This is a genomic window from Kitasatospora sp. NPDC050543 (assembly GCF_044457565.1).
Taxonomy (GTDB): domain Bacteria; phylum Actinomycetota; class Actinomycetes; order Streptomycetales; family Streptomycetaceae; genus Kitasatospora.
On record NZ_JBITGZ010000010.1, the window covers coordinates 230,197 to 251,256 of the forward strand.

Sequence of the window (21,060 nt, forward strand, 5' to 3'; positions counted from 1 at the left end):
CGCGCGGCGCCGAGGAACCGGCCGGCCCGCGCCCCGTCCCCGCCGCAGCCCCCCTGAACGGCGGGTGCCGCCCACGCCCTACTCGCCGGTAGGCTGTCCCCTCGCCGTTCGGGACGACGGCGGTACAAGCGAAGCGGGGACGATGGTCGGGATACTGCTGCTCGGGCCGGTGGAGCTGCGGCTCGCGAACGGCGACGCCGCCGGGTTGGGCGGAGCGCAGCGCCGGGCGGTGCTCGCCCTGCTCGCGTTGGAGCTCGGCCGGACGGTACCGGTCGAGCGGTTCTTCGAACTGCTGTGGGCCGACGAACCGCCCACCCATGCCAGGGCCGCCTTACAGGGGCACGTCGCCGCGCTGCGCAAGGTCCTGGCCGGCACAGGCTTCGCGGTGACCACCCGCGCGCCCGGCTACCAGCTCACCGGCGACCCGGGTGCCGTCGACGCGCTCGCCGCCGGGGCGATGTCCGCGCGGGCCGCGGGGACGGCCGAGGACGCCACCGCCGCCATGCTGCTCCAGCAGGCGCTCCGGCTCTGGCGCGGCGCGGCCCTCGCCGATCTCCCCGCCACGCCGCTGTGCGCCGCGCTGGCCGGCCGGCTCGACGACGACCGGACCGAGGTACTGACCGCGTGGGCGCAGCGGCAGTTGCGGCTCGGACACGGGTACACGGCCGTCCCCGCGCTGGAGCAGAGCGTGCGCGCGAACGGGCTGCGCGAGCCCACGACGGCCCTGCTGATGCGCTGTCTGCACCAGAGCGGCCGGGGCCCCGACGCGCTCGGCGTCTACCACCGGGCCCGCGTACGGCTGGACGAGGAGCTCGGCGTCGCACCGGGGCCCACGCTGCAACAGGCCCTCGCCGAGGTCCTGGCGGCCGGCCGGTGCACCGAGGACGCGCCCGGGACGGGTGACGACGGTATGGGCGTGGCCGGCCTCGGCGCGCCCGGCGTGGGCCCGGCCGCGGCCGGGCGGCCCGCTCCGCCGGCGGCCGAGCAGCTCCCGGGCCCGCCGCGGGCCTTCGTCGGCCGTGCGGCCGAGAGCCGCCGGCTGGACCAGAGCTGCGGGCCGGAGCGGACCGGGGACGGCCTGGCCGTCGTGGTCGGCCCCGCCGGCGTGGGCAAGACCGCGATGGTGGTGCGCTGGGCCCACCGCGTGGCGCCGGACTTCCCGGACGGGAGGCTCTTCGCGGACCTGCGCGGCTTCGACCCGGGCGGTCCGGGCGACCCGATGCAGACCCTGGGGCGCTTCCTGCGGGCCCTGGGCCTGCCCGAACCGGCGATCCCCGAGGACCGGGCGGCGCGCGCGGCCCTCTTCCGGGAACACACCCGGCAGCTGCGGCTGCTCGTCGTGCTGGACAACGCGCGGTGCGTCGCCGACGTCACCGACCTGCTGCCGTCCGGGCCCGGGTGCGCCACGGTCATCACCAGCCGGAACAGCCTGGAGGACCTGGTGGTCACCGACGGCGCGGTGCTGCTCCCGCTCGCCGCGCTCCCCACCGCCGACGCGTACCACCTGCTGGAGCGCCAGCTGACGGCCGAGCGGGTGGCCGGCGAACCGGAGGCGGCCACTCAGCTGACCGAGCTGTGCGACCGCCTGCCGCTGGCGCTGCGGATCGTGGCCGGCCGGCTCGCCGCGCGCCCGGGCTGGCGGATCGCCGACCTGGTGGAGGAGCTGACCGACGAGGGCAGCCGACTGGCCACCCTCGGCACCCGCAGCGGGGTGACCAGCGTCCGGACGGCACTCTCCCTGACGTACCATCACCTCCCCGACGAAGCACGGACCCTGCTCGCACTGCTGACCGTGCATCCGGGCACCGAGGTCGACCGCTACGCGGCCGCCGCCCTGCTCGACACCGACGCCGGAGGTGCCCGGCGCGCGCTCGGCTCGCTCACGGCGTACCACCTGCTGACGGAGCACACGCCCGGTCGCTTCGGACGGCACGACCTCGTCCGGCTGTACGGCGCGGAGCTGTTCGCCGAACTCCCCGCCGAGCGGCAGGAGCAGGCCTTCCGCCGCCTGGTCGACTACGAGCTGCTCGCCACCGGCCTGGCCCTGCAACGGACGAACCCCTACCACGAGCCGTTCCGGCCGCCGGGGCCCGGGCCGCGGGCGCTGCCGCGCCTCGGCGACGTCCGCTCCACGCTCGCCTGGTGCCACACCGAGGAGCCGGTGCTCCGCGCCCTGGTGACCGCCGCGACCGACCGCGCCGAGTACGAACGCGCATGGCGCCTGGCCCGGTTGACCGCGACGCTCTACTACGGCGCCGGGCGCGTCCTGGACCGGCTCGACTGCCTGCGGGTCGGGCTGCGGGCCGCCCAGCTGGACGGCGGCCGGGAGGGGATCGCGGCCATGGAGGCGTCGACGGCCTGCGCGCTCGGCTCCACCGGGCGCGTCGCACAGGCGCTGCCGCTGGCCGCGCGGGCGGTCGAGGGGACCACGCCGGCGGACGGCGATCTGCACATCCACGCCCTCTCGGTGCGCGCCTCCATGGCCGCCCTGTCCGGCGATCCGGCCGAGGCCGACCGGATCTCGCAGGCCGCGCTCGCCCTGATCAGGGCGAGCGGGCTGCGCGAGCACGCCGCCACCGTGCTCAGCAACGCGGCGGCGATCAGGGTCGTCCTGGGCGACCCGGTGGCCGCGCTGGACCACGCACGGGAGACCCGCACCCTGCTGTCCGACCAGCCGACGGCCAACGCCCACCTCTGGGCGATGGTCAGCGAGGCCCTCGCCCTCCAGTCGCTGGGCGAGCCGGAGGCGGCCGAGCGGATCTGGCGCGAGGCGCTCCAACGGTGCCGGTCGAGCGCGAACGTCCGGCTGCACGCCCTGGCCCGGCGCCACTTCGCCGACTTCCTCACGGCGACGGGCCGGGCCGACGAGGCCCGCGAGCACCTGCGGGCCTCGGGCGAGCTGTACACCGCGCACGGGGACGTCCGATCGGCCGAGGACATGGACCGGCAGCTGACCGGGCCGCCGGACCACCCGGCACCGCCATCGCCACCCGCCACCGCCACCGCCACCGCCTCGAACGGCTCCCGGGCCCGCGGCAGCGGCACACGGATCGCCTAGCCCATGCGCCACCCGACCCCACCGGGCGGCCGATGCCGCCCCCTCGGGCCGGCGGCCGGCGGCCCCCACCGGCCCGCACACCCGAACTCCCCGGAGGCAAGATGACCATCCATCACCTGGACTGCGCCACCATGTGCCCGTTCGGGGGCCGGCTGCTGCTGGGCAGCGGCGGGGCACTGGTCGGACGGCTGACGGCGCACTGCCTGCTGGTGGAGGGGGCGCAGGGGCTCACCCTGGTCGACACCGGGTTCGGGGCGGGCGACATCGCGGACCCGCGCCGGCTCGGGCGGGCGTTCCTGACGGCGGTCCGGCCCCGGCTCGACGCCGCGAGCACGGCGGTGCACCGGATCCGCGCACTGGGCCACGACCCGCGCGACGTCCGCCACATCGTGCTGACCCATCTCGACCCCGACCATGCGGGCGGGATCGGCGACTTCCCGCACGCGCGGGTCCACGTCCTCGCCGACGAGCTCCGGGCCGCCAGGACGCCCACGACCCGCGCCGAACGGGACCGCTACCGCGCGGCCCAGTGGGCCCACGGGCCACGCTGGGTGGAGCACCGGCCGGAGACCGCCACCGAGAGCTGGTACGGCTTCCGGGCGATCCCCGTACTGCCGGGCGACGCCCCCGAGTTCCTGCTGGTACCGCTGCCCGGGCACACCCGCGGCCACTGCGGCGTCGCCGTCCGGGAGTCCGATCGCTGGCTGCTCCACTGCGGCGACGCCTACTTCTCGCACACCGACGTCGACCCCGCCTCCCCCCGCCGACCGCCCGCGCTGACGGCCTTCCAGCGCATGATGGCGGCCGACAACCGCGCCCGCCTGGACAACCTGGAGCGGCTGCGGGAGCTGCGCCGCGCGCACCACGACGAGGTGCGGCTGATCTGCGCCCATGACCCCGCCGACCTCGATCCGCCCGGTGCGACGACGGGCCGGTGACCGGGCCGGGCGGATCGGGGCCGGCCGTGGTCAGTGGCCGGACAGGTCGTCCGGGCGGACCTCGATGTGGTCGGCGGCGAGGTCGACCGCCACCCGGTGCCGCATGCCGAGTGCCTCCAGGAACTTCACCGGCAGCTGCACCCGGCCGGTGCGGTCCAGCATCACGTACTCCCGCTCGTTGACCGACTCCTCGCCGTGCTCGTCGGTGACGGTGCGGCGCAGCACCTCGCTGCTGGTGCGGCCGTCCCGGATGGCCACGGTGCGCCGCACCTCGCCGGCCACCAGGGGGTCGTGGGTGACGATGACCACGGTGGTGCCCAGGTCGCGGTTGACGGTGCGGAAGGCCTCGAAGACGGCGGCGGCGGTCTCGGAGTCCAGCTCACCGGTGGGCTCGTCGGCCAGCAGCAGGGGCGGGTTGTTGGCCATGGCGACGGCGATGGCGACCCGCTGCTGCTGGCCGCCGGAGAGTTCGGCGGGCCGGCGGTGGGCGAGCTCGCCGATGTCCAGGGCCTCCAGCAGCTCGGCCACCCGGGCGGCCTGCCGCCTGCTCCCTCCGTGCGGGCCGCGCCGGCCGCGCAGCTGCATCGGCAGCGCGACGTTCTGCCCGGCGGTGAGGAAGGGCAGCAGGTTGCGGGCGGTCTGCTGCCAGATGAAGCCGACCACCTCGCGGCGGTAGCGCAGGCGTGCCTTGGCGGACATCTCCAGCAGCTCGTGGCCCGCGACGGTCGCGGTGCCGGCGGTCGGGGCGTCGAGCCCGGCGAGGATGTTGAGCAGCGTCGACTTGCCGCTGCCCGAAGCGCCGACCAGGGCGACCAGGTCTCCCTGCCGGATCGTCAGTTCCAGCCCCTGAAGGGCCTGGACCTCGACGCCCTCGGCGGTGAAGATCCGCACCAGGCGGTCGCAGACCACCGCCGCCCCGGCGCCGTACGCCGGAGCTGCGGCGGCGGCGCGCACCTGGTCCTGCAACTCCTGGAGGGTGGGGGCCCGGCCTGCTGCCGCCGGGCTCTGAGGGGAGCTGTTCACCGCTGGTCTCCTGTCGGCACTGCGTCGGCGGGCGCGGTCGTCGCACGCCCGTCCCCGATGGTGGTCGTCGTCATCGGCCGGTGCCGGGCGCCCGGCGTCACCGCTGGTCCCCCACCCGCAGTTCGGTGCTGATCTGGCGTCGGCCGGCGATCAGCGCCTCGGCGAGTACTCCGGCGCTGACCAGGCCGGCCAGGCCGAGCACCTGGAGCAGGACGGGCGGCACGGCGGGCCGCAGCCCGGCCGGGACGGGCGCGCCGACCAGGACGGACAGGTCGATCGCCGGTCCGAGCAGGGCGAGGGCGGCCAGCGCGGCCACGCCCCCGCCGGCCGCGGCGGCGAGGGTCTGCGGCAGGGTCTCGGCGATGATCAGCGCCAGGCCCTGGCGCGGACGAAGGCCCATGGTGCGCAGCCGGGCGAGCAGGGCGACCCGCTCGGGGGCGGCCCGCAGCAGCGTCAGCAGGACGGCGAGCAGGGCGAATCCGGCCGCGCCGAGCACGGCGGCCCAGAACAGCCGGGCGGCCGAGCGCTGGAGCGGGTCGCCGGCGAGCTCGGCGGCCAGAGCGGCACTGGTGCGCACCAGGTAGCCCGCCGGTACGGCGTCGGGGTCCGTGCTCGCGCGAGCCGGGTCGGACCCGGGCAGCGGCGCGGCCGCGGGCGGGGACACCGCGGCGGACGCGGGGGCGGAGGTCGGCTCGGAGGCGGGCACGGAGGCGGAGGCGGAGGCGGGTGCCGGTGGGGTGCCGGTGCCCGCGTCGCCGGTGGAGCCGCGTGCCGCGCCCGGGGCTGCCAGCCGGCGTACCAGCGCCCTCAGCTGCCGCTCGTCCACCTCACCGGTGGCGAACCAGAGGTTGGGGCCGCCGAGATGGGGCAGCCGCGCGATCGCGGGGCCGGCCGGCAGCACGATGAACCGCCGGCCCGAGCCCTCCAGCGCGGGAGTCTCCTGGAGGGTCCCGGCCGCGGTGGCGCGCAGTTCCCAGCCGTTGGGCATCCGCAGGCGCGGGTGCCCGCCGGTGAGCTGCCGGGCTAGTTCGGCGCTGAACAGGGCCGGTACGGGCGCGTCGGGCCCGTCGGCCCCGCCCGCGAGTACGGCCGGGTCGAACTCGCCGCGCCCGACGCTCCGGGAGAGCTCGGCGTACTCGCGCGGGTCGACGATCAGCGCGGTGACCCGGGTGGACCCGCTGTCGGCGCCCAGGACGAACGCCTCGCTCTCGGACCGGACCGCGGTGGCCGTCCGTACGCCGGGCAGGGCGGCCCGCGCCGTGGTGAAGCCGGGTGGCAGGGCGGTGCCGGCCGGCGCGGAGACGGCCGCGTCGCCACCGACCGTGCCCCGGGCGGCACGCAGCCGGGCGCCGTCGACCGCGTCCAGTACGGTGGCCCCGAAGCCCGCCGTGGTGACGGCGAGCAGCAGCGCGAGGACCGGCAGCACGGAGGGGCGGGGGCGTCCACCGGTGCCCCGGGCGGCGCGGGCCAGGCCGAGGAAGCCGATCAGGCCGCGGCGCCGGCCGGCCGCGCGGGCGAGCACGCAGACCAGGACGGGCTGGAGCCGGGCCAGCAGCAGGCCGCCGGTGAGGGCGAGCAGCAGCGGGGCCGCGACCAGCAGCGGGTCCGGGCCGTCCCCGGGCGGGACGACGCCGCGCCGCCGGACCTCCGCCGCCGCCGCGACCGTGACGGCCAGGACGGCGCACTCGGCGACCAGCCGGCGCCGTCCGCCGCCGGCTCGCGGCGCGGACCGGAGCAGGGCCGCGCGGGCGGGGAAGCCCAGCAGGGCGAGCAGGGTGGTGGCCAGCGCGGCCAGGGCGGCGCCCGTCCAGCGGGGGGCGGGCAGCAGCCAGAAGGCGAGCGCCGTCGCGGCCGCCGCGGCGGGCAGGACGGTCACCGCGCCCTCGCCGAGCAGACGCAGCAGCACTCCGCCGCGCGATCCGCCGCGGGCCCGGAGCAGCCGGAGCTCGGTGGTGCGCCGGTCGGCGGTGAGGGCGGCCGCCAGGCAGAGCACCACGGCGCCGACCCCGGCCAGGCCTGCCGGTCCGATCGCGGTGAGCGGTGCGGCGGCGGCCTGCCGGGCGGCGGCCTGCTCGAACAGCCGGGGCAGTGCGGAGCTGATCCGCAGGTCCTGCCGGCCGGTGAGCTCGGCCAGCCGGATGGCGGTGGGGCCGGCCACGTACGCGGCGATCTCCCGCCCGGTGGTGGGCAGTCGGTCGGCGCGCAGGGTGGCGGTGTCGACGGGCAGCCGCCAGAAGTCCGTCGCGCCGTATCCCCAGTCGGCGAGCCGGGGCAGCGCGCCGGCGTCGATGACGCCGCCGGTCGTCCAGTAGGAGCTGCCGGCGCCCTGCAGGCAGGCCTTCTCGGGGCAGGGCAGGTCGGCCCAGTACGGATCGTCCGGGTCGTCGGCGGTGTAGAGGCCGACCACCTCGGCGCGCACCGCGCCGTCGGAGGACGATCCGCCGTCGAGGACGTCGCCGAGGTGGATGCCGATGGTGCCGGCCGCGTTGCGGCTGAGCGCGACCTGGACCGGTCCGGCGGTGGCGCTGGGTCCGACACCGGCGGTGGGCCAGCGCCCCGCCGTCAGGGTGGCGTGGTCGGTGAGGCCGTGCAGATGAAGCAGGCCGATCCTGGGCGGGAGGCCGTCGGGCCGGGCGAGTCCCGGGTTGAGGACCGCGCGCTGCTTGTCGCCGCGCGCGCCGTACACCGGGCCGCTCCCGGCGAAGCGGAACGTCTCGCCCGGGTGGGCGGCGAGCTTCGCCGCCACCTGGTCGAGGTCGCCCGCGTCGTAGTGGTGTTCCGCGCTGGCGAACAGGCTGGTCCAGGCCGGGCCGCGGCTGCGCAGGAACTCGCGCAGCGCGTCGTCCGTCCCCCGGTCGAGGGCCCGGGGGAACGCGGCGGCCAGGAAGACCGTGCCGAAGACGAGCGCGGCCGTGAGCAGTGCGGTGAGCGGCGCCGCGCTCAGCCGGGTCCGCACCCAGGGTGCGGGGCGGTGCGCGGCGTTCGGCCGGGCGCCACCGGGGCGGGGCGTGCCGGTGCCGGCCGGGGTGGTCACATCTCCTCCACGTGCCGCAGCCGGGCGGCCACGTCTCGACGGTGGCGTCCGCTGAGGAAGGCCGACAGCAGGGGGACGGCGCTGATCGCGGCCGCGAGCAGGACGACCCGGCCGAGCGGCAGGCCGACCAGGACCTCGGGCACCGGTGGGCGGGCGGCCGGGGTGAGCACCACGAGCGGCACGATCAGGTGGACGATCAGGGTGCCCAGGCCCAGGCCGACCAGGCTGCCGAGCAGGACCAGCACGCCCTGCTCGGCGGCGGCCGTCCGCACCAGCCACCGTCTCGGTGTCCCGAGGGCGAGCAGCACGGTGAACTCAGCGGCGCGCTCGCGGGCGGAGGCCGCCGAGGCCGCGGCGAAGCCGATGGCGGCGAGCACCGTGCTGACGAGGGCGATGGCGGCGAGCGCGCTCTGGGGGGCGGCGCCGAGCGGGTCGGCGAGCAGGTCCGCGGCCGTCTCGTCGTTCAGGCGCACGGTCTGCCGGCCGGGGGCGGCGCGCAGTGCGGCGGCGGCCCGGGCCGGCACCGGGTCGTCCGGGCCGGTGGCGGGCAGCCACCACTCGGCGGGGGTCGGCAGTTGCCGGCCGTCGGCGGCGAGCAGCCGCCCGGTGGTGGCGAGGTCGACGGCGAGCGCCGTACCTCCGGCGACGGGCAGCGACTCGACGGCGCCGGTGACCCTGACCGGCAGGGTGACGCCGGCGAACGGCACCCTGACGGTGTCGCCGACGGTCGCGCCGACCGCGCTCAGGTACGCGCGGGTGGCGACACCGGGGACGTCCTGCGGAGCCGGGGCGCCGGCCGGAGCGACGTTGGCCTGCCTGCTGCCGGTGGCGCCGGGCCCCGGCGCGTAGTGGAGCCTGAGCAGCTGCTGGTCGCCGGGCTCAGCGGGCAGGACCACGGACCCGGACCCGCCCTGCCCGGTGGAGGTGACGGTGGCCCAGCCGAGGGCGGGGGGTACGGGCACGGCGGTGGCCGGTCCGCCCACCACGTCGGCGACGCCGATCCGGCGGAGGGTCAGGTCCCCCACCAGCGCGGGGGCACGGTCCGAGCCGAACGCGACGACCAGCCCGGCGAGAGTGAGCGGCGCGGCGGCGGAGCCGATCGGCGCGTCGGTGAGCGCGGCGAGGTCGGCGGTGGCCACGGCGTCGCCCGCGGCGGGGACGCCGCGGAGCGGGGCGCGGAAAGTGCAGCCGAAGCGGTCGCGCAGCAGCAGCCACACCTCCGGGTGGGCCGCCGTCTCCTCGGCCGGCCTGACGGTGATCCCGGCGTCGATCCGCAGCGGGCTGCCGGGCAGCGGCAGGCCGGCCTGCGCCCCGGTGGGCCCGGGCAGGGCGAGCGGCGCGAACAGCTCCCGGCGGCTCTGCCCGTCGAGCAGGTCGGCACGGACCGGGACCCGGTCGGCGAAGCCGGCGGCGTCCAGCGCGAGCACCTGCCCGGCGCTGCCGCCCGGCAGCGAGTGCTCCTGGCGGACCACCGGAATCAGCCGGTCACCGCCGGGCAGCGAGCCGTACCGGCCGCCCTGGCCCGTCCCGGCCGGCTGCGAGCCGGAGATCCGCAGGCCGCCGGCGGTGGCGAAGTCGGCCTGGTCGCGCTGCGAGGCGGACCACGAGCTGTGCTGGCCGAGCGCCAGCACACCGGTGGAGACCGCCAGTACCAGCAGCAGGACGGGGCCGGTGGCCCGGCCGGGGCGGCGGGCCAGCTGCCAGCCGGCGAGGGCGGGCACCAGGCCCCGACCACGGGCGGCCAGCCGCCCGCCGAGGCGGGCGGCGAGCGGGAGCACGCGCAGCACCAGCAGGGTGCCGGCACACAGGGCCAGGGTGGGGGCGGCGATCAGGACGGGGTCGAGGCCGAGCCGGCCGGAGGCGTCCGTGGACAGCCCGCCGTTGTAGCGGGTCAGCTGGTGGTAGCCGAGGCCGGCGAGGGCGACCAGCGCGAGGTCGCCACCGGAGCGGACCGCGCCGGTGACCAGCGCCTGGCGCCGTCCGGCCCGGCGCAGCACGGAGCCGCCGGCGCCGCGCAGGACGGCGGGGGCGCAGGTGAGCACGACGCAGGTGAGGGCGCAGGCCGCCGCGACGGGCCAGAGCGTCCAGCTCGGACGGGTGTCCAGCGGCACCCGGGCGAGCGGTCCGTGGCCGGCGAGCGCGCGCAGCAGCAGTGGCGTGAGCAGGGGTGCGAGCAGCGCGGCGGGCAGGGCGAGCAGCAATGCCTCGGCGGCGGTGAACGCGCCGAGGCGGGCGCCGGAGGCGCCGCGCGCGGCCAGCAGGGCGTTCTCGCTCCGCTGCCGGGCCGCCATCAGGTGCACCACCAGCAGGAGGACGGCGGCGGACAGGACGGTCAGCTGGAGGGCGCCGATCAGCAGGGTGGAGCGGGCGACCAGGGCGCTGGAGTCCAGTTCGTGGAGCAGGTCGGGGAGTTCGGTCCCGGCCTGGAGGCCCGTGGTGGTCCTGAGCTGGTCGGTGAGGCGGGCGGCGCGGTCCCTGAGGGCGGCGGCCTCGGGGCGGCCGATGCCGGCGAAGTCGGCGTCGAGCAGCCAGCTGCGGCCGTTCTGCGGGAGGCCTGCGGCGGTGAAGGCGCTGTCGTCGACCAGCAGCGGACCGTAGGTGGTGAAGCCGCCGACCTGGATGCCGTGGCCGCCGACCGGGTCCAGCCGCCAGTACGGGTCGGTGGGGTCGGCGGGGCGGTACACGCCGGTGATCCGGACGGTGAGGGGCGCGCCACCGTAACGGTCGTCGAGGCGCAGGTCGGTGGGCAGCGCCTCGGCGGTGAGGCCGAGCCGGGCCAGCGCGCTCTGCGGCACGGCGCTCTGGACGGGATCCCGGCCGGCGGTGGCGGCGGCCGGCCAGGTGCCGGAGAGCAGGCCGACCCGGTCGTGGTCGAGGGCCGCGAGCACGGTGAGGTCGGCGTCCTTGCCGGGCCGGCCGGTCGCCGTGGCGCCCGGGAGCCCGTACGAGCGGCTGCGGGCGAGGCTCCGGGTCTGCACGGGCAGGGCGCCGAACAGCGCGCCGCGGTAGGCCTGGACCGCCCGGTCGTCGTCGGCCCGCGCGTCGACGGCGTGCTCGGCGTTGATCAGGACGGTGGTCCTGGCGTGGCCGCTCCCCTGGAGCGCCTGGCCGAGCCCGACCGCCTCGACGCCACGGTCGAAGGCCGGCAGTGCGGTGAGCACCGCCGTGGTGATCAGCGTCGTGAGCAGGGCGGCGGTGGCCAGGGCCAGTCGCCCGCGCAGACGGCGAACGACGAAGCCGAGCATCCAGTTCCTCCCCCGGTAACTCCCCCTGACGTGCGGTGCCGCGCGCCCCGCGGGGATCCGGCCCCGCCGTCATCTGTACAACGGGCGCGGCGACCACCGGCGTTCAATCGCCGGATAGCGGACGATGCTGTCAGGTTCGTTCCGGGAACGGAAGGGACTTGCGCGAATCATGTGACTAGTGAGCAAATTCTCCGCACAGGCCGAGGCGACTCAGCTGACCGACCGTCACCGCTCGATGAGCACTTGATGCGTGGGGACCTCCGCGCAGAACACCGAGGAACTCCCAGGGGGCGCCGTATGACGCAGCAACCGGCCGGCACCGTCACCTCTCCCATGCTGGCGGTCACCGACCTGCGGCGCAGCTTCGGCACCGGCGAGCGGGCCGTGCACGCACTGCGCGGCGTCTCGTTCTCGGTCGGCCGGGGCGAACTGACGGCGTTGAAGGGTCGGTCGGGCTCGGGCAAGACCACGCTGCTCAACCTGCTCGGCGGTCTCGACGCCCCGACCGGCGGCACCGTCGCCCTGGACGGCACCGATCTGGCCGGACTCGACGAGGACGGGCGGCTGGCGCTGCGCCGGGACCGCATCGGGTTCGTGTTCCAGTCCTTCGGCCTCATCCCGGTCCTCACCGCCGCCGAGAACGTCGGGGTGCCGATGCGACTTCGCAAAGTCCCGGCAAAGCAGCGCGAGGAGCGCGCGCGTACCCTGCTGGCCCTGGTCGGCCTCGCCGATCACGCCGACCAGCGGCCCGGCGAGCTCTCCGGCGGCCAGCAGCAGCGCGTGGCGATCGCCCGCGCGCTGGCCAACGAGCCGGACCTGATCATCGCCGACGAACCGACCGGCCAGCTGGACTCCGAGACCGGCCGCTCGATCATGCAGCTGCTGCGCGCGGTGGTGCGCAGTGAGGGCGTCACCGCCCTGGTCGCCACCCACGACCCGATCCTGATGGAGCTGGCCGACCGGGTGATCGAGCTGCGCGACGGCCGGATCGTCGAGGAGGCCGGGCAGGGCGCCCGGTAGGGGGCTCCGCCGGGCGGCCTCGCACAGGCCGGACGGCCGGGCGCGGCGGGCAGGGGTGGGGATTCAGGCCTCTGCTTCGCCCTCGTCCGCGAGCAGGGCGAGGAGGCCGCAGAGGGTCTCGCGCTGGCCGGGGTCGAGGGCGGCGAGCGGATCGGCGGCGAAGGGCATCGCGGCGCGCAGCTCGGCTATCGTCCGGCGGCCGTCGGCGGTGGCGGCGACCAGTTTGACCCGCCGGTCGCCCGGGGCCGGGCGGCGTTCGACCAGGCCGCGTGCCTCCAGGCGGTCCACGACGGCGGTGACGTTGGAGGGCTCGGCGTGCAGCCGGTCGGCGATCGCCCGCATGGGGACGGGCTCGATCGTCGCCAGGAGGGCCTTGGCCTGGAGGGGGGTCAGCTCGTGCGCGGCCGCGGCGGCCTCGGACTCCCGGGCGTAGCGGCGGTTGATCGCCACGAAGAGGCTCAGCACCCGGGTCGAGGTGGCGTCTGCGGTGGATGACATGGCTCCACTCTAGCCAGATGCTTGACATCGGCAAACATCTCTGCCCATAGTTATGGAACCGATTGGTTATGAGCAATAACTACCTGGCTCGATAACTATCCCGCTCCCCCGAAGGGCTCCCCGCCATGACGAACCCCACCGCCACCGCCGCCACCTCCCGGGACCCGAAGGTCGTCCTGATCACCGGGACGTCCTCCGGGATCGGCCTCGCCGCCGCCGTCGCCGCCGCGCGGGCGGGCTTCACCACCGTCGCCACCCTGCGCGACCCGCAGCGGGCGGACGCGCTGCGCGAGGCCGCCGAGGAGGCCGGGGTGGAGCTGGACATCCGCCGCCTCGACGTGACCGACGCCGCGTCCGTCGCCGCCTGTGTCGCCGGCGTCGTCGCCGACCACGGCCGCCTGGACGCGGTGGTCAACAACGCCGGCGCGGGCCACGTCGGAACGCTGGAGAACGAGAGCGTGGACGACGTGCGCCAGGTGATGGAGGTCAACTTCTTCGGCGTCGTGCAGGTGGCCAAGGCCGCACTGCCGCACCTGCGGGCCACCGGCGGGCGGCTGGTGACGGTCACCAGCGTCGGCGGCGTCATCGGGCAGCCCTTCAACGAGGCGTACTGCGCGGCGAAGTTCGCCGTGGAGGGGTACCTGGAGAGCCTGGCACCGGTCGCGGCCTCGGTCGGCGTCACCGTCAGCGTGGTCGAGCCGGGTGCGGTCGCCAGCGCGTTCGTCGCCAACGTCGGCGTGGACGCCGACCAGGCGGTCACCGAGGCCGGCCCCTACGCCCCCGCGCTCCAGGCGTACCTGGCACGCACCCGGGCGACCTTCGCCTCCGCGGCGCAGACCCCGCAGGGCGCCGCGGACACCGTCATCGAGGCGCTGACGGCCGAGCGGCCCGCGTTCCGGCTGCAGACCTCGGAGGCGGCGCGGCAGTTCGTCGGCATCAAGCTCGCCGACCTGGACGGTTCGGCGGCGCAGGCCTTCACCACGGCCTGGATCGCCTGAGACACCCGCCTGGGACGGCAAGGCGTCCGCCCCGGGTGCCGGAGCCGGCCGACGGCCGGTCCTGGCACCCGGGGCGCAGCCCTGCGCGGGTCTCCGCGGGGATCCCCCCGGGGATCAGGCGAGACTGTCGTCGATGAAGGCGAACAGCTCCTCGTCGGAGGCCGCGTCGAGGGTGTCGGCGTCGACCAGGTCGGCGGCCGTCCCCTCGCCGGCGGTGGTGGGCGAGGAGGCGTCGCCCCAGTGGGCGGCGAGCGCCCGCAGGCGCATCTGCACCCGGGCGCGGGTGACGCCGTCCGGGGTGCTCGCCGCCATCGCGGCCTCCAGCCGGTCGATCTCGGCGAGCACGTCGGCGCCCGGGCCGGCGCCCTCCGGGGCCAGCTCCCGCCGGATGTGCGCGGCGAGCGCGGCCGGGGTGGGCTGGTCGTAGACCACCGAGGCGGGCAGCACCAGGCCGGTGACCTCGGTGAGGCGGTTGCGCATGTTCACCGCCGTCAGCGAGTCCAGGCCGAGGTCACGGAACGCCTGGGCGGGGTCGACCTCCTCCGGGCCGGGATAGCCGAGCACGGCGGCCACCTCGGCGCGGACGAGCGCGAGGACGGTGCTCTCGCGCTCGGGCTCCGAGAGCGTGGCCAGCCGGCTCGCCAGCGTGGCGCCGGCCACCGCCGGCTCCTCGGCCGCGGCCTGCTCCGCCTCCTCGGCCGCAGCCGTGGGCTGCGCGCTCTGCCGCTGGAACCAGGCGGCCAGCGCGGGCAGTGCGGCGCTCAGCGGCTCGTCACCGTCGACCTCCACCAGGGCGGTCAGGGCCCCGAGGTCCTCCTGCTCGACGGCCGCCCAGAAGGCGGCGTCCACGCCGGAGCCCGACGGCCCGTCCTCGGGGGCGGCCTCGGGCCAGTACCGGCGGCGCTGGAACGGATAGGTCGGCAGCTCGACCCGGCGCGCGCCCAGGCCGGCGAAGTACGCCTGCCAGTCGACGGCCGCGCCGCGCACCTGGGCGGCGCCGAGGGCCGCGGTCAGGGCCTGCGCCTCGGGGCGGTCGGCGCGCAGCACCGGGACGAACGCGGCCTCGGCCCCCACACCGTCCTGGCCCAGCGCGGACAGCACACCGTCCGGGCCCAGCTCCAGGAAGGTACGCACGCCCTCGGCCGCGAGGGCCTGGACGGCGTCGTGGAAGCGGACGGCCTCGCGGACGTGCCGCACCCAGTAGTCGGCGCTGCGGAGCTCCTCGGCGTCGGCGAGCCGGCCGGTGAGGGTGGAGACGACCGGGATCCGCGGCGCCTCGAAGAGCACGCTCTCGGCGAGCTTGCGGAAGTCCGCCAGCATGCCGTCCATCAGTGGCGAGTGGAAGGCGTGACTCACCGTCAGGCGCTTGGTCCGGCGGCCCTGGGCCGTCCAGTCGGCGGCCGCCTCCAGGACGGCCTGCTCCGCGCCCGAGAGCACCACGGAGGCGGGCCCGTTGACGGCGGCGATGCCGACCTCCTGCTCGCGGCCGATCAGGAGCGGCAGTACCTCGGCCTCGGCGGCCTCGACGGCGACCATCGCCCCGCCGCGCGGCAGCGCCTGCATCAACCGGCCACGAGCCGCTACCAGCTTCGCCGCGTCCGCCAGCGAGAACACGCCCGCCACGTGCGCGGCCGCCAGCTCACCGATCGAGTGCCCGGCCAGGAAGTCGGCGTTCAGGCCCCAGGACTCCAGCAGCCGGAACAGCGCCACCTCCACCGCGAACAGCGCCGGCTGCGCGTACACCGTCTCGTTCACCAGCGCCTCGTCCGCGATCGCCTCGCGCAACGGCCGCTCCAGGTGCCCGTCCAGCTCCGCGCAGACCGCGTCGAACGCCTCCCGGTACGCCGGGTACGCCGCGTACAGCTCCTCTCCCATCCCCACGCGCTGACTGCCCTGACCGGTGAACAGGAACGCCGTACGCCCCTCCGTCACCGTGCCCTGGACGAGTTGCGCGGCGGCGGTGCCCTCGGCGAGGGCGTCCAGGCCCGCCAGCAGCTCGGTGCGGTCGGCGGCCACCAGCACGGCCCGGCGCTCCAGCGCCGCACGGGTGGTGGCGAGCGAGTAGGCGAGGTCGTGCGGTGCGGCGGCGCGTGCCCCGGCGGCCGGGTCGGCACCGGCGGCGAGCAGCTCGCGCAGCTGGGCGGCCCGGGCGCGCAGGGCCGCCTCGTTCTTGCCGGACAGCAGCCACGGCAGCGGGCCCGCGGCCTCGCCGGTGCCCTCCCCCGTCCCCGGGCCGGCCGCGGCGGGGTCCTCCGCCGGGGCCTGCTCCAGGACGGCGTGCGCGTTGGTGCCGCTGATGCCGAAGGAGGAGACGGCCGCGCGACGCGGGCGGCCGGTCTCCGGCCAGGGCCGGTTCTCCGTCAGCAGCTCCACCGCACCCGCCGACCAGTCCACGTGCGGCGAGGGCTCGTCCACGTGCAGCGTCCGCGGCAGGACGCCGTGCTGCATCGCCAGCACCATCTTGATCACCCCGGCGACGCCCGCGGCCGCCTGGGTGTGACCGATGTTCGACTTCACCGAGCCGAGGAAGGCCGGCCGGCCCTCGGGGCGGCGACGCCCGTAGGCGGCGAGCAGGGCCTGCGCCTCGATCGGGTCACCGAGGGTGGTGCCGGTGCCGTGGCCCTCGATCGCGTCGATCTGGTCGGGTGTCAGCCGGGCGGCGGCCAGCGCCTGCTGGATGACGCGCCGCTGAGAGGGCCCGTTGGGGGCGGTGAGGCCGTTGGAGGCGCCGTCCTGGTTCACCGCGCTGCCCGGGACCAGCGCGAGCACGGGGTGGCCGTTGCGGCGCGCGTCCGACAGCCGCTCGACGAGCAGCAGGCCGACGCCCTCGGCCATGTTGGTGCCGTCCGCCGCGCCCGCGAAGGACTTGCAGCGGCCGTCGGCGGCAAGGCCCCGCTGGCGGCTGAACTCGATCAGCGTGCCGGGGTTGGGCATCACGGTGATGCCGCCCGCGACGGCGAGGGCGCATTCGCCCGCGCGCACCGCCTGCGCCGCCAGGTGCAGGGCCACCAGCGAGGAGGAGCAGGCGGTGTCGACCGTGACCGCCGGGCCCTCCAGGCCGAAGGCATAGGAGAGCCGGCCGGACATCACGCTGGCGGTGTTGCCGGTGCCGAGGTGACCCTCGAAGCTCTCCGCGGCGCGCATCAGCACCGGCACGTAGTCCTGGCCGTTGGTGCCGACGAAGACCCCGGTGCGGGTGCCCGCCAGGGACAGCGGGTCGATGCCGGCCCGCTCGAAGACCTCCCAGGTGCTCTCCAGCAGCAGGCGCTGCTGCGGGTCCATGGCCAGGGCCTCGCGCGGCGAGATGCCGAACAGCGCCGCGTCGAATCGGCCGGCGTCCTGGAGGAAGCCGCCCTCGCGGGTGTACGCGGTGCCCTCGGCGTCGGGGTCGGGGCTGTAGAGGGCCTCCAGGTCCCAGTCGCGGTCGGCGGGGAAGCCGGAGATCGCGTCGCCGCCGGTGGACACCAGCCGCCACAGGTCCTCGGGCGAGTCGATGCCGCCGGGGAACCGGCAGCTCATCCCGACGATCGCGATCGGCTCGCGGGCCTGCTCGTCGAGGTCGCGCAGGCGGGTGTGGGCCTCGTCGAGGTCCTTCAGGACGCGCTTGAGGTATTCGCGGAGCTTGTCTTCATTGGCCATCGGGGAGTCGCCCATTCGGATCGTCGGGGTGCGGGCCGGGGCCTGTCCGCCAGGCCCCGTACGGGTCGGAGTGGTGCATACGCGCTCAGCCCCGGCCGAACTTCTTGTCGATGTAGTCGAAGATCTCGTCGTCGCTGGCGTCGTCGATGACCGCCGCGTCGGCGCCACCGCCGGCCCCGGCGTCGTTCCAGGCGGCGAGCAGGCTCTGCAGGCGGCCGGCGATCCGGCCGTGCGCCGCGTCGTCGGGGGCGGGAGCGGACACCTCGCCCGCGGCCAGCGAGGCGAACGCGGCCTCCAGGCGGTCGAGTTCGGCCAGCAGCTGCCCGACGGGGGCCTCGGCCGCGGGGGCGATCTCGGTGCGCAGGTGCTCGGCGAGCAGCGCCGGCGTCGGGTAGTCGAACACCAGCGTCGCGGAGAGCCGCAGCCCGCTGGCCGCGCCCAGGCGGTTGCGCAGCTCGACGGCGGTCAGCGAGTCGAAGCCCAGTTCGCGGAACGCCTGGCCGGCGCCGATCAGGTCGGCCGAGGTGTAGCCGAGCACGGCCGTGACGTGGCCGCGTACCAGGTCGAGCAGCAGGCGCTCCTGCTCGGCGCGGGCCAGCCCGGTGAGCCGCTCGGCCAGCGAACCGGACGCGTCGCCCGACCCCGCGGCCGCGGCGCCCGCACGGGCGGCCGAGCGCCGGACCGGCACCCGGACCAGACCGTGGAAGAGCGCCGGCAGAGCGCCGGGGGTGGCGGCCAGGGCGCGCAGCGCGCCCAGCTCCAGCCGGATCGGCACCAGCACCGGCTCGTCGGGCACGGTCAGCGCGGCGTCCAGGAGCGACAGCCCCTGCTCGGCGGTCATCGGCAGGACTCCGCCGCGCGCCGACCTGGCGATGTCGACCTCGGTCAACCGCCCGGCCATGCCACGCTCCTCCGCCCACAGGCCCCAGACCAGGGAGAGCGCGGGCAGGCCCTGGGCGTGGCGGTGGCGGGCCAGGGCGTCCTGGAAGACGTTGGCCGCGCCGTAGTTGGCCAGGCCCGCGCCGCCGAAGGTGCCGGCGGCCGCCGAGAAGAGCACGAAAGCCGCCAGGTCCAGATGGGCGGTGAGTTCGTGCAGGTGGACCGCCGCGTCCACCTTGGGGCGCAGCACCCGGCCGATCCGCTCGGGGGTGAGCGAGCCGATCACGCCGTCGTCCAGGACGGCGGCGGTGTGCACGACGGCCGTCAGCGGGTGCTCGGCGGGCACCGACGCCAGGATGGCGGCCAGCGCCTCACGGTCCGCGACGTCGCAGGCGACCAGGTCGGCCTGCGCGCCCAGCGCGGCGAGGGTGCGCACGAGTTCGTCCGCGCCCTCGGCGGCCGGACCGCGGCGGCTGGTGAGCAGCAGGCGGCGTACGCCGTGCTCGGTCACCAGGTGCCGGGCGACCAGCGCGCCGAGACCGCCGGTGGCGCCGGTGATCAGCACCGTGCCCTCGGGGTCCAGCGGTCGGGGCGCCGGCGCCCCGTCGCCGCCGCGGGCGACCCGGGCCAGCCGGGGCACCCGGACGGTGCCGGCGCGCAGCGCGTACTCGTCCTCGCCGGCGGCCAGCACGGCCGGCAGGAGGCGACGGGACTCCTCGTGGTCGTCCAGGTCCACCAGGACCAGGCGGTCGGCGTTCTCCGCCTGCGCCGCCCGTACCAGGCCCCAGACCGGTGCCTGGGCGGGGGCCTGCGCGGGGGCCTGCCCCGGCGCGTCCGCGGCGCCGGCGGCCACCGCGCCGCCGGTGAGCAGGACGAGCCTGGCGGCGGCGAGGCGGTCGTCGGCCAGCCAGCCCTGGACGAGCCCGAAGGCCCGGTGGGTGGTGGCGTGGACGTCGCCGATCAGGCCGGTGCCCGCGCTCTCCGTCGGGCAGGCCGCCAGGACGGTGCCCGGCACCGGGCGCCCCGCCTCGACGGCGGCCAGCAGCTCCGCCAGATCGGCGTAGGACTCGACGGACAGGCCGGAGCGCTCCAGCGTCGGGCCGACCTTGAAGTCGTCCGCGCCCAGGACGGCCCAGCCGCCCGCCGTACCGGCATCCGGCACGTCCTTGGCCGAGGCCACCGGCAGGAGCGTCCAGTCCACCCGGTAGAGCGAGTCGTGGTGGCCCGCCGGCCCGCTCGGCTCCGCCGAGACCGCGCGCAGGACGAGCGAGTCGACGGAGGCGACCGGAGCACCGGTGGCGTCGGCGACCGTCAGCGCCACCGCGTCCGGGCCGGCCGGCGCCAGCCGCAGCCGCAGCGCACCCGCGCCGGCGGCGTGGAGCGCGAAGCCGCTCCAGACGAACGGCCGTCGGCCCACCGGCTCGTCGCCGCCGTCCGCGTCCTCGGGGTCGGCACCGGCTTGCCGTGCGGCCAGGCCCAGCGCCTGGAGGCCCGCGTCGAGCAGCGCCGGGTGCAGACCGTAGGCGCCCGCCTCGGAGCGCAGCTGCTCGGGCAGCGCGACCTCGGCGAAGACCTCGTCCCCGTGCCGCCAGACCCGCTCCAGCCCCTGGAACGCCGGACCGTACGTCAGACCGGCCAGCGCCAGCTGCTCGTAGTGGCCCGTCACCGGCACCTCGACGGCCCCGGCCGGGGGCCAGACGGCGTCGAGCGGCCGGGCCTCGGGCGCCACGACGGCCAGCAGGCCGCTCGCGTGCCGGGTCCACGGCTGGGCGGCGTCGTCCTCGGGACGGCCGTACAGGTTGAGCGAACGGCGGCCGTCGGGGTCGGGCCCGCCGACCACCAGCTGCACCTGGACCCCGCCGCCGTCGGCCAGCACCAACGGCACCTCCAGCGTCAGCTCCTCCACCAGGGCGCAGCCGACCTGGTCGCCCGCGCGCACGGCCAGCTCGACGAACGCCGTACCCGGCAGCAGCACCGTGTCGCCGACCGCGTGCTCGGCGAGCCAGGGGTGCGTGCGGAACGAGAGCAGGCCGGTGAAGAGGAAGCCGTCGGAGTCGGGCAGTTCGACCGCCGCAGCCAGCAGCGGGTGCTCGGCGGAGGACAACCCGGCCGAGGCCACGTCCGCGACGGCGCCCACGGCCGGCTCGACCCAGTACCGCTCGCGCTGGAAGGCGTAGGTCGGCAGCTCGACGCGGCGGGCGCCACGGTCGGCGAGGAAGCTCTGCCAGTCCACGCGCAGCCCGCGCACATGCGCCTCGGCGAGCGAGGCGAACAGCCGCTCCACCCCGCCCTCGTGACGCCGCAGCGTCCCGAACGCCGCCACCTCACGCCCGGCCGCCTCGGCGGCGTCCTGCACCGCCATCGCCAGCACCGGATGGGCACTGACCTCGACGAACGTCCCGAAGCCATCCCCGAGGAGGGTGTCCACCGCCTCGGCGAAACGGACGGTGGTCCGCAGGTTCGTGTACCAGTACTCGCCGTCCATACCGGAACCGTCGACCAGCTCACCCGTCACCGTCGAGAAGACCGGCACCCGGCCGGCCCGCGGACGGATCTCGGAGAGCACGTCCAGCAGTTCGGCGCGGATCGACTCCACCTGCGCCGAGTGCGAGGCGTAGTCCACCGGGACGCGGCGGGCACGCACACCATCCGCCTCGCACGAGGCCAGCAGCTCGTCCAGCGCGGTCGGTTCACCGGAGACGACCACCGACGACGGGCCGTTCACCGC

General features: G+C 76.8%; 9 protein-coding genes and 1 pseudogene. 4 read left to right on the forward strand and 6 right to left on the reverse strand.

Annotated elements, in window-relative coordinates:
* Positions 1 to 142 precede the first annotated feature (142 nt).
* Both ACIBH3_RS15770 and ACIBH3_RS15775 read left to right on the forward strand, forming a co-directional pair.
* Positions 143 to 3,058 (forward strand): AfsR/SARP family transcriptional regulator, encoded by a 2,916-nt coding sequence (locus ACIBH3_RS15770; protein ID WP_396312516.1) that lies wholly within the window; start codon positions 143 to 145, stop codon positions 3,056 to 3,058.
* A gap of 101 nt (positions 3,059 to 3,159) precedes the next feature.
* Positions 3,160 to 3,996: an MBL fold metallo-hydrolase gene (locus ACIBH3_RS15775; protein ID WP_396312517.1), complete on the forward strand. Its 837-nt coding sequence runs from the start codon at positions 3,160 to 3,162 to the stop codon at positions 3,994 to 3,996.
* Between the two features lie 30 nt (positions 3,997 to 4,026).
* On the opposite strand, the gene ACIBH3_RS15780 is transcribed toward ACIBH3_RS15775, so the two are convergent.
* The 3 genes from ACIBH3_RS15780 to ACIBH3_RS15790 form a co-directional block, all read right to left on the reverse strand.
* Positions 4,027 to 5,019, reverse strand: coding sequence for an ABC transporter ATP-binding protein (locus ACIBH3_RS15780; protein ID WP_396312518.1), 993 nt, complete (start codon positions 5,017 to 5,019; stop codon positions 4,027 to 4,029).
* Positions 5,020 to 5,116: 97 nt separating this feature from the next.
* Complete coding sequence (locus ACIBH3_RS15785) at positions 5,117 to 8,053, reverse strand: hypothetical protein (RefSeq protein ID WP_396312519.1); 2,937 nt, start codon at positions 8,051 to 8,053, stop codon at positions 5,117 to 5,119.
* Positions 8,050 to 11,298 (reverse strand): FtsX-like permease family protein, encoded by a 3,249-nt coding sequence (locus ACIBH3_RS15790; RefSeq protein WP_396312520.1) that lies wholly within the window; start codon positions 11,296 to 11,298, stop codon positions 8,050 to 8,052. Before ACIBH3_RS15790 ends, ACIBH3_RS15785 begins: the two co-directional genes overlap by 4 nt.
* A gap of 297 nt (positions 11,299 to 11,595) precedes the next feature.
* On the opposite strand from ACIBH3_RS15790, the gene ACIBH3_RS15795 reads away from it, so the two are divergent.
* Positions 11,596 to 12,318, forward strand: a complete 723-nt coding sequence (locus tag ACIBH3_RS15795; RefSeq protein WP_396312521.1) for an ABC transporter ATP-binding protein — start codon at positions 11,596 to 11,598, stop codon at positions 12,316 to 12,318.
* A gap of 63 nt (positions 12,319 to 12,381) precedes the next feature.
* On the opposite strand, the gene ACIBH3_RS15800 is transcribed toward ACIBH3_RS15795, so the two are convergent.
* The gene (locus tag ACIBH3_RS15800) at positions 12,382 to 12,816 is read right to left on the reverse strand and encodes a MarR family winged helix-turn-helix transcriptional regulator (RefSeq protein WP_396312522.1); all 435 of its coding nucleotides are present in this window, start codon (positions 12,814 to 12,816) and stop codon (positions 12,382 to 12,384) included.
* 125 nt (positions 12,817 to 12,941) lie between these two features.
* Between ACIBH3_RS15800 and ACIBH3_RS15805 the strand changes: the two genes are divergently transcribed.
* Positions 12,942 to 13,814: an SDR family NAD(P)-dependent oxidoreductase gene (locus ACIBH3_RS15805; RefSeq protein ID WP_396312523.1), complete on the forward strand. Its 873-nt coding sequence runs from the start codon at positions 12,942 to 12,944 to the stop codon at positions 13,812 to 13,814.
* 114 nt (positions 13,815 to 13,928) lie between these two features.
* Here the strand turns inward: ACIBH3_RS15805 and ACIBH3_RS15810 are convergent.
* A pseudogene (locus ACIBH3_RS15810) lies at positions 13,929 to 17,447 on the reverse strand (type I polyketide synthase); the annotation flags it as partial.
* A gap of 91 nt (positions 17,448 to 17,538) precedes the next feature.
* Positions 17,539 to 21,060, reverse strand: a 3,522-nt coding sequence (locus ACIBH3_RS15815; protein WP_396312524.1) for an SDR family NAD(P)-dependent oxidoreductase, incomplete at its 5' end; no start/stop codon positions are given.

Bases quoted from the DNA above. Each gene is read 5' to 3' on its own strand.
- ACIBH3_RS15775 (WP_396312517.1), top strand. From the start codon at position 3,160: ATGACCATCCATCACCTGGACTGCGCCACCATGTGCCCGTTCGGGGGC.
- ACIBH3_RS15795 (WP_396312521.1), top strand. From the start codon at position 11,596: ATGACGCAGCAACCGGCCGGCACCGTCACCTCTCCCATGCTGGCGGTC.
- ACIBH3_RS15805 (WP_396312523.1), top strand. From the start codon at position 12,942: ATGACGAACCCCACCGCCACCGCCGCCACCTCCCGGGACCCGAAGGTC.
- ACIBH3_RS15790 (WP_396312520.1), bottom strand. From the start codon at position 11,298: ATGCTCGGCTTCGTCGTTCGCCGTCTGCGCGGGCGACTGGCCCTGGCC.
- ACIBH3_RS15800 (WP_396312522.1), bottom strand. From the start codon at position 12,816: ATGTCATCCACCGCAGACGCCACCTCGACCCGGGTGCTGAGCCTCTTC.
- ACIBH3_RS15770 (WP_396312516.1), top strand. From the start codon at position 143: ATGGTCGGGATACTGCTGCTCGGGCCGGTGGAGCTGCGGCTCGCGAAC.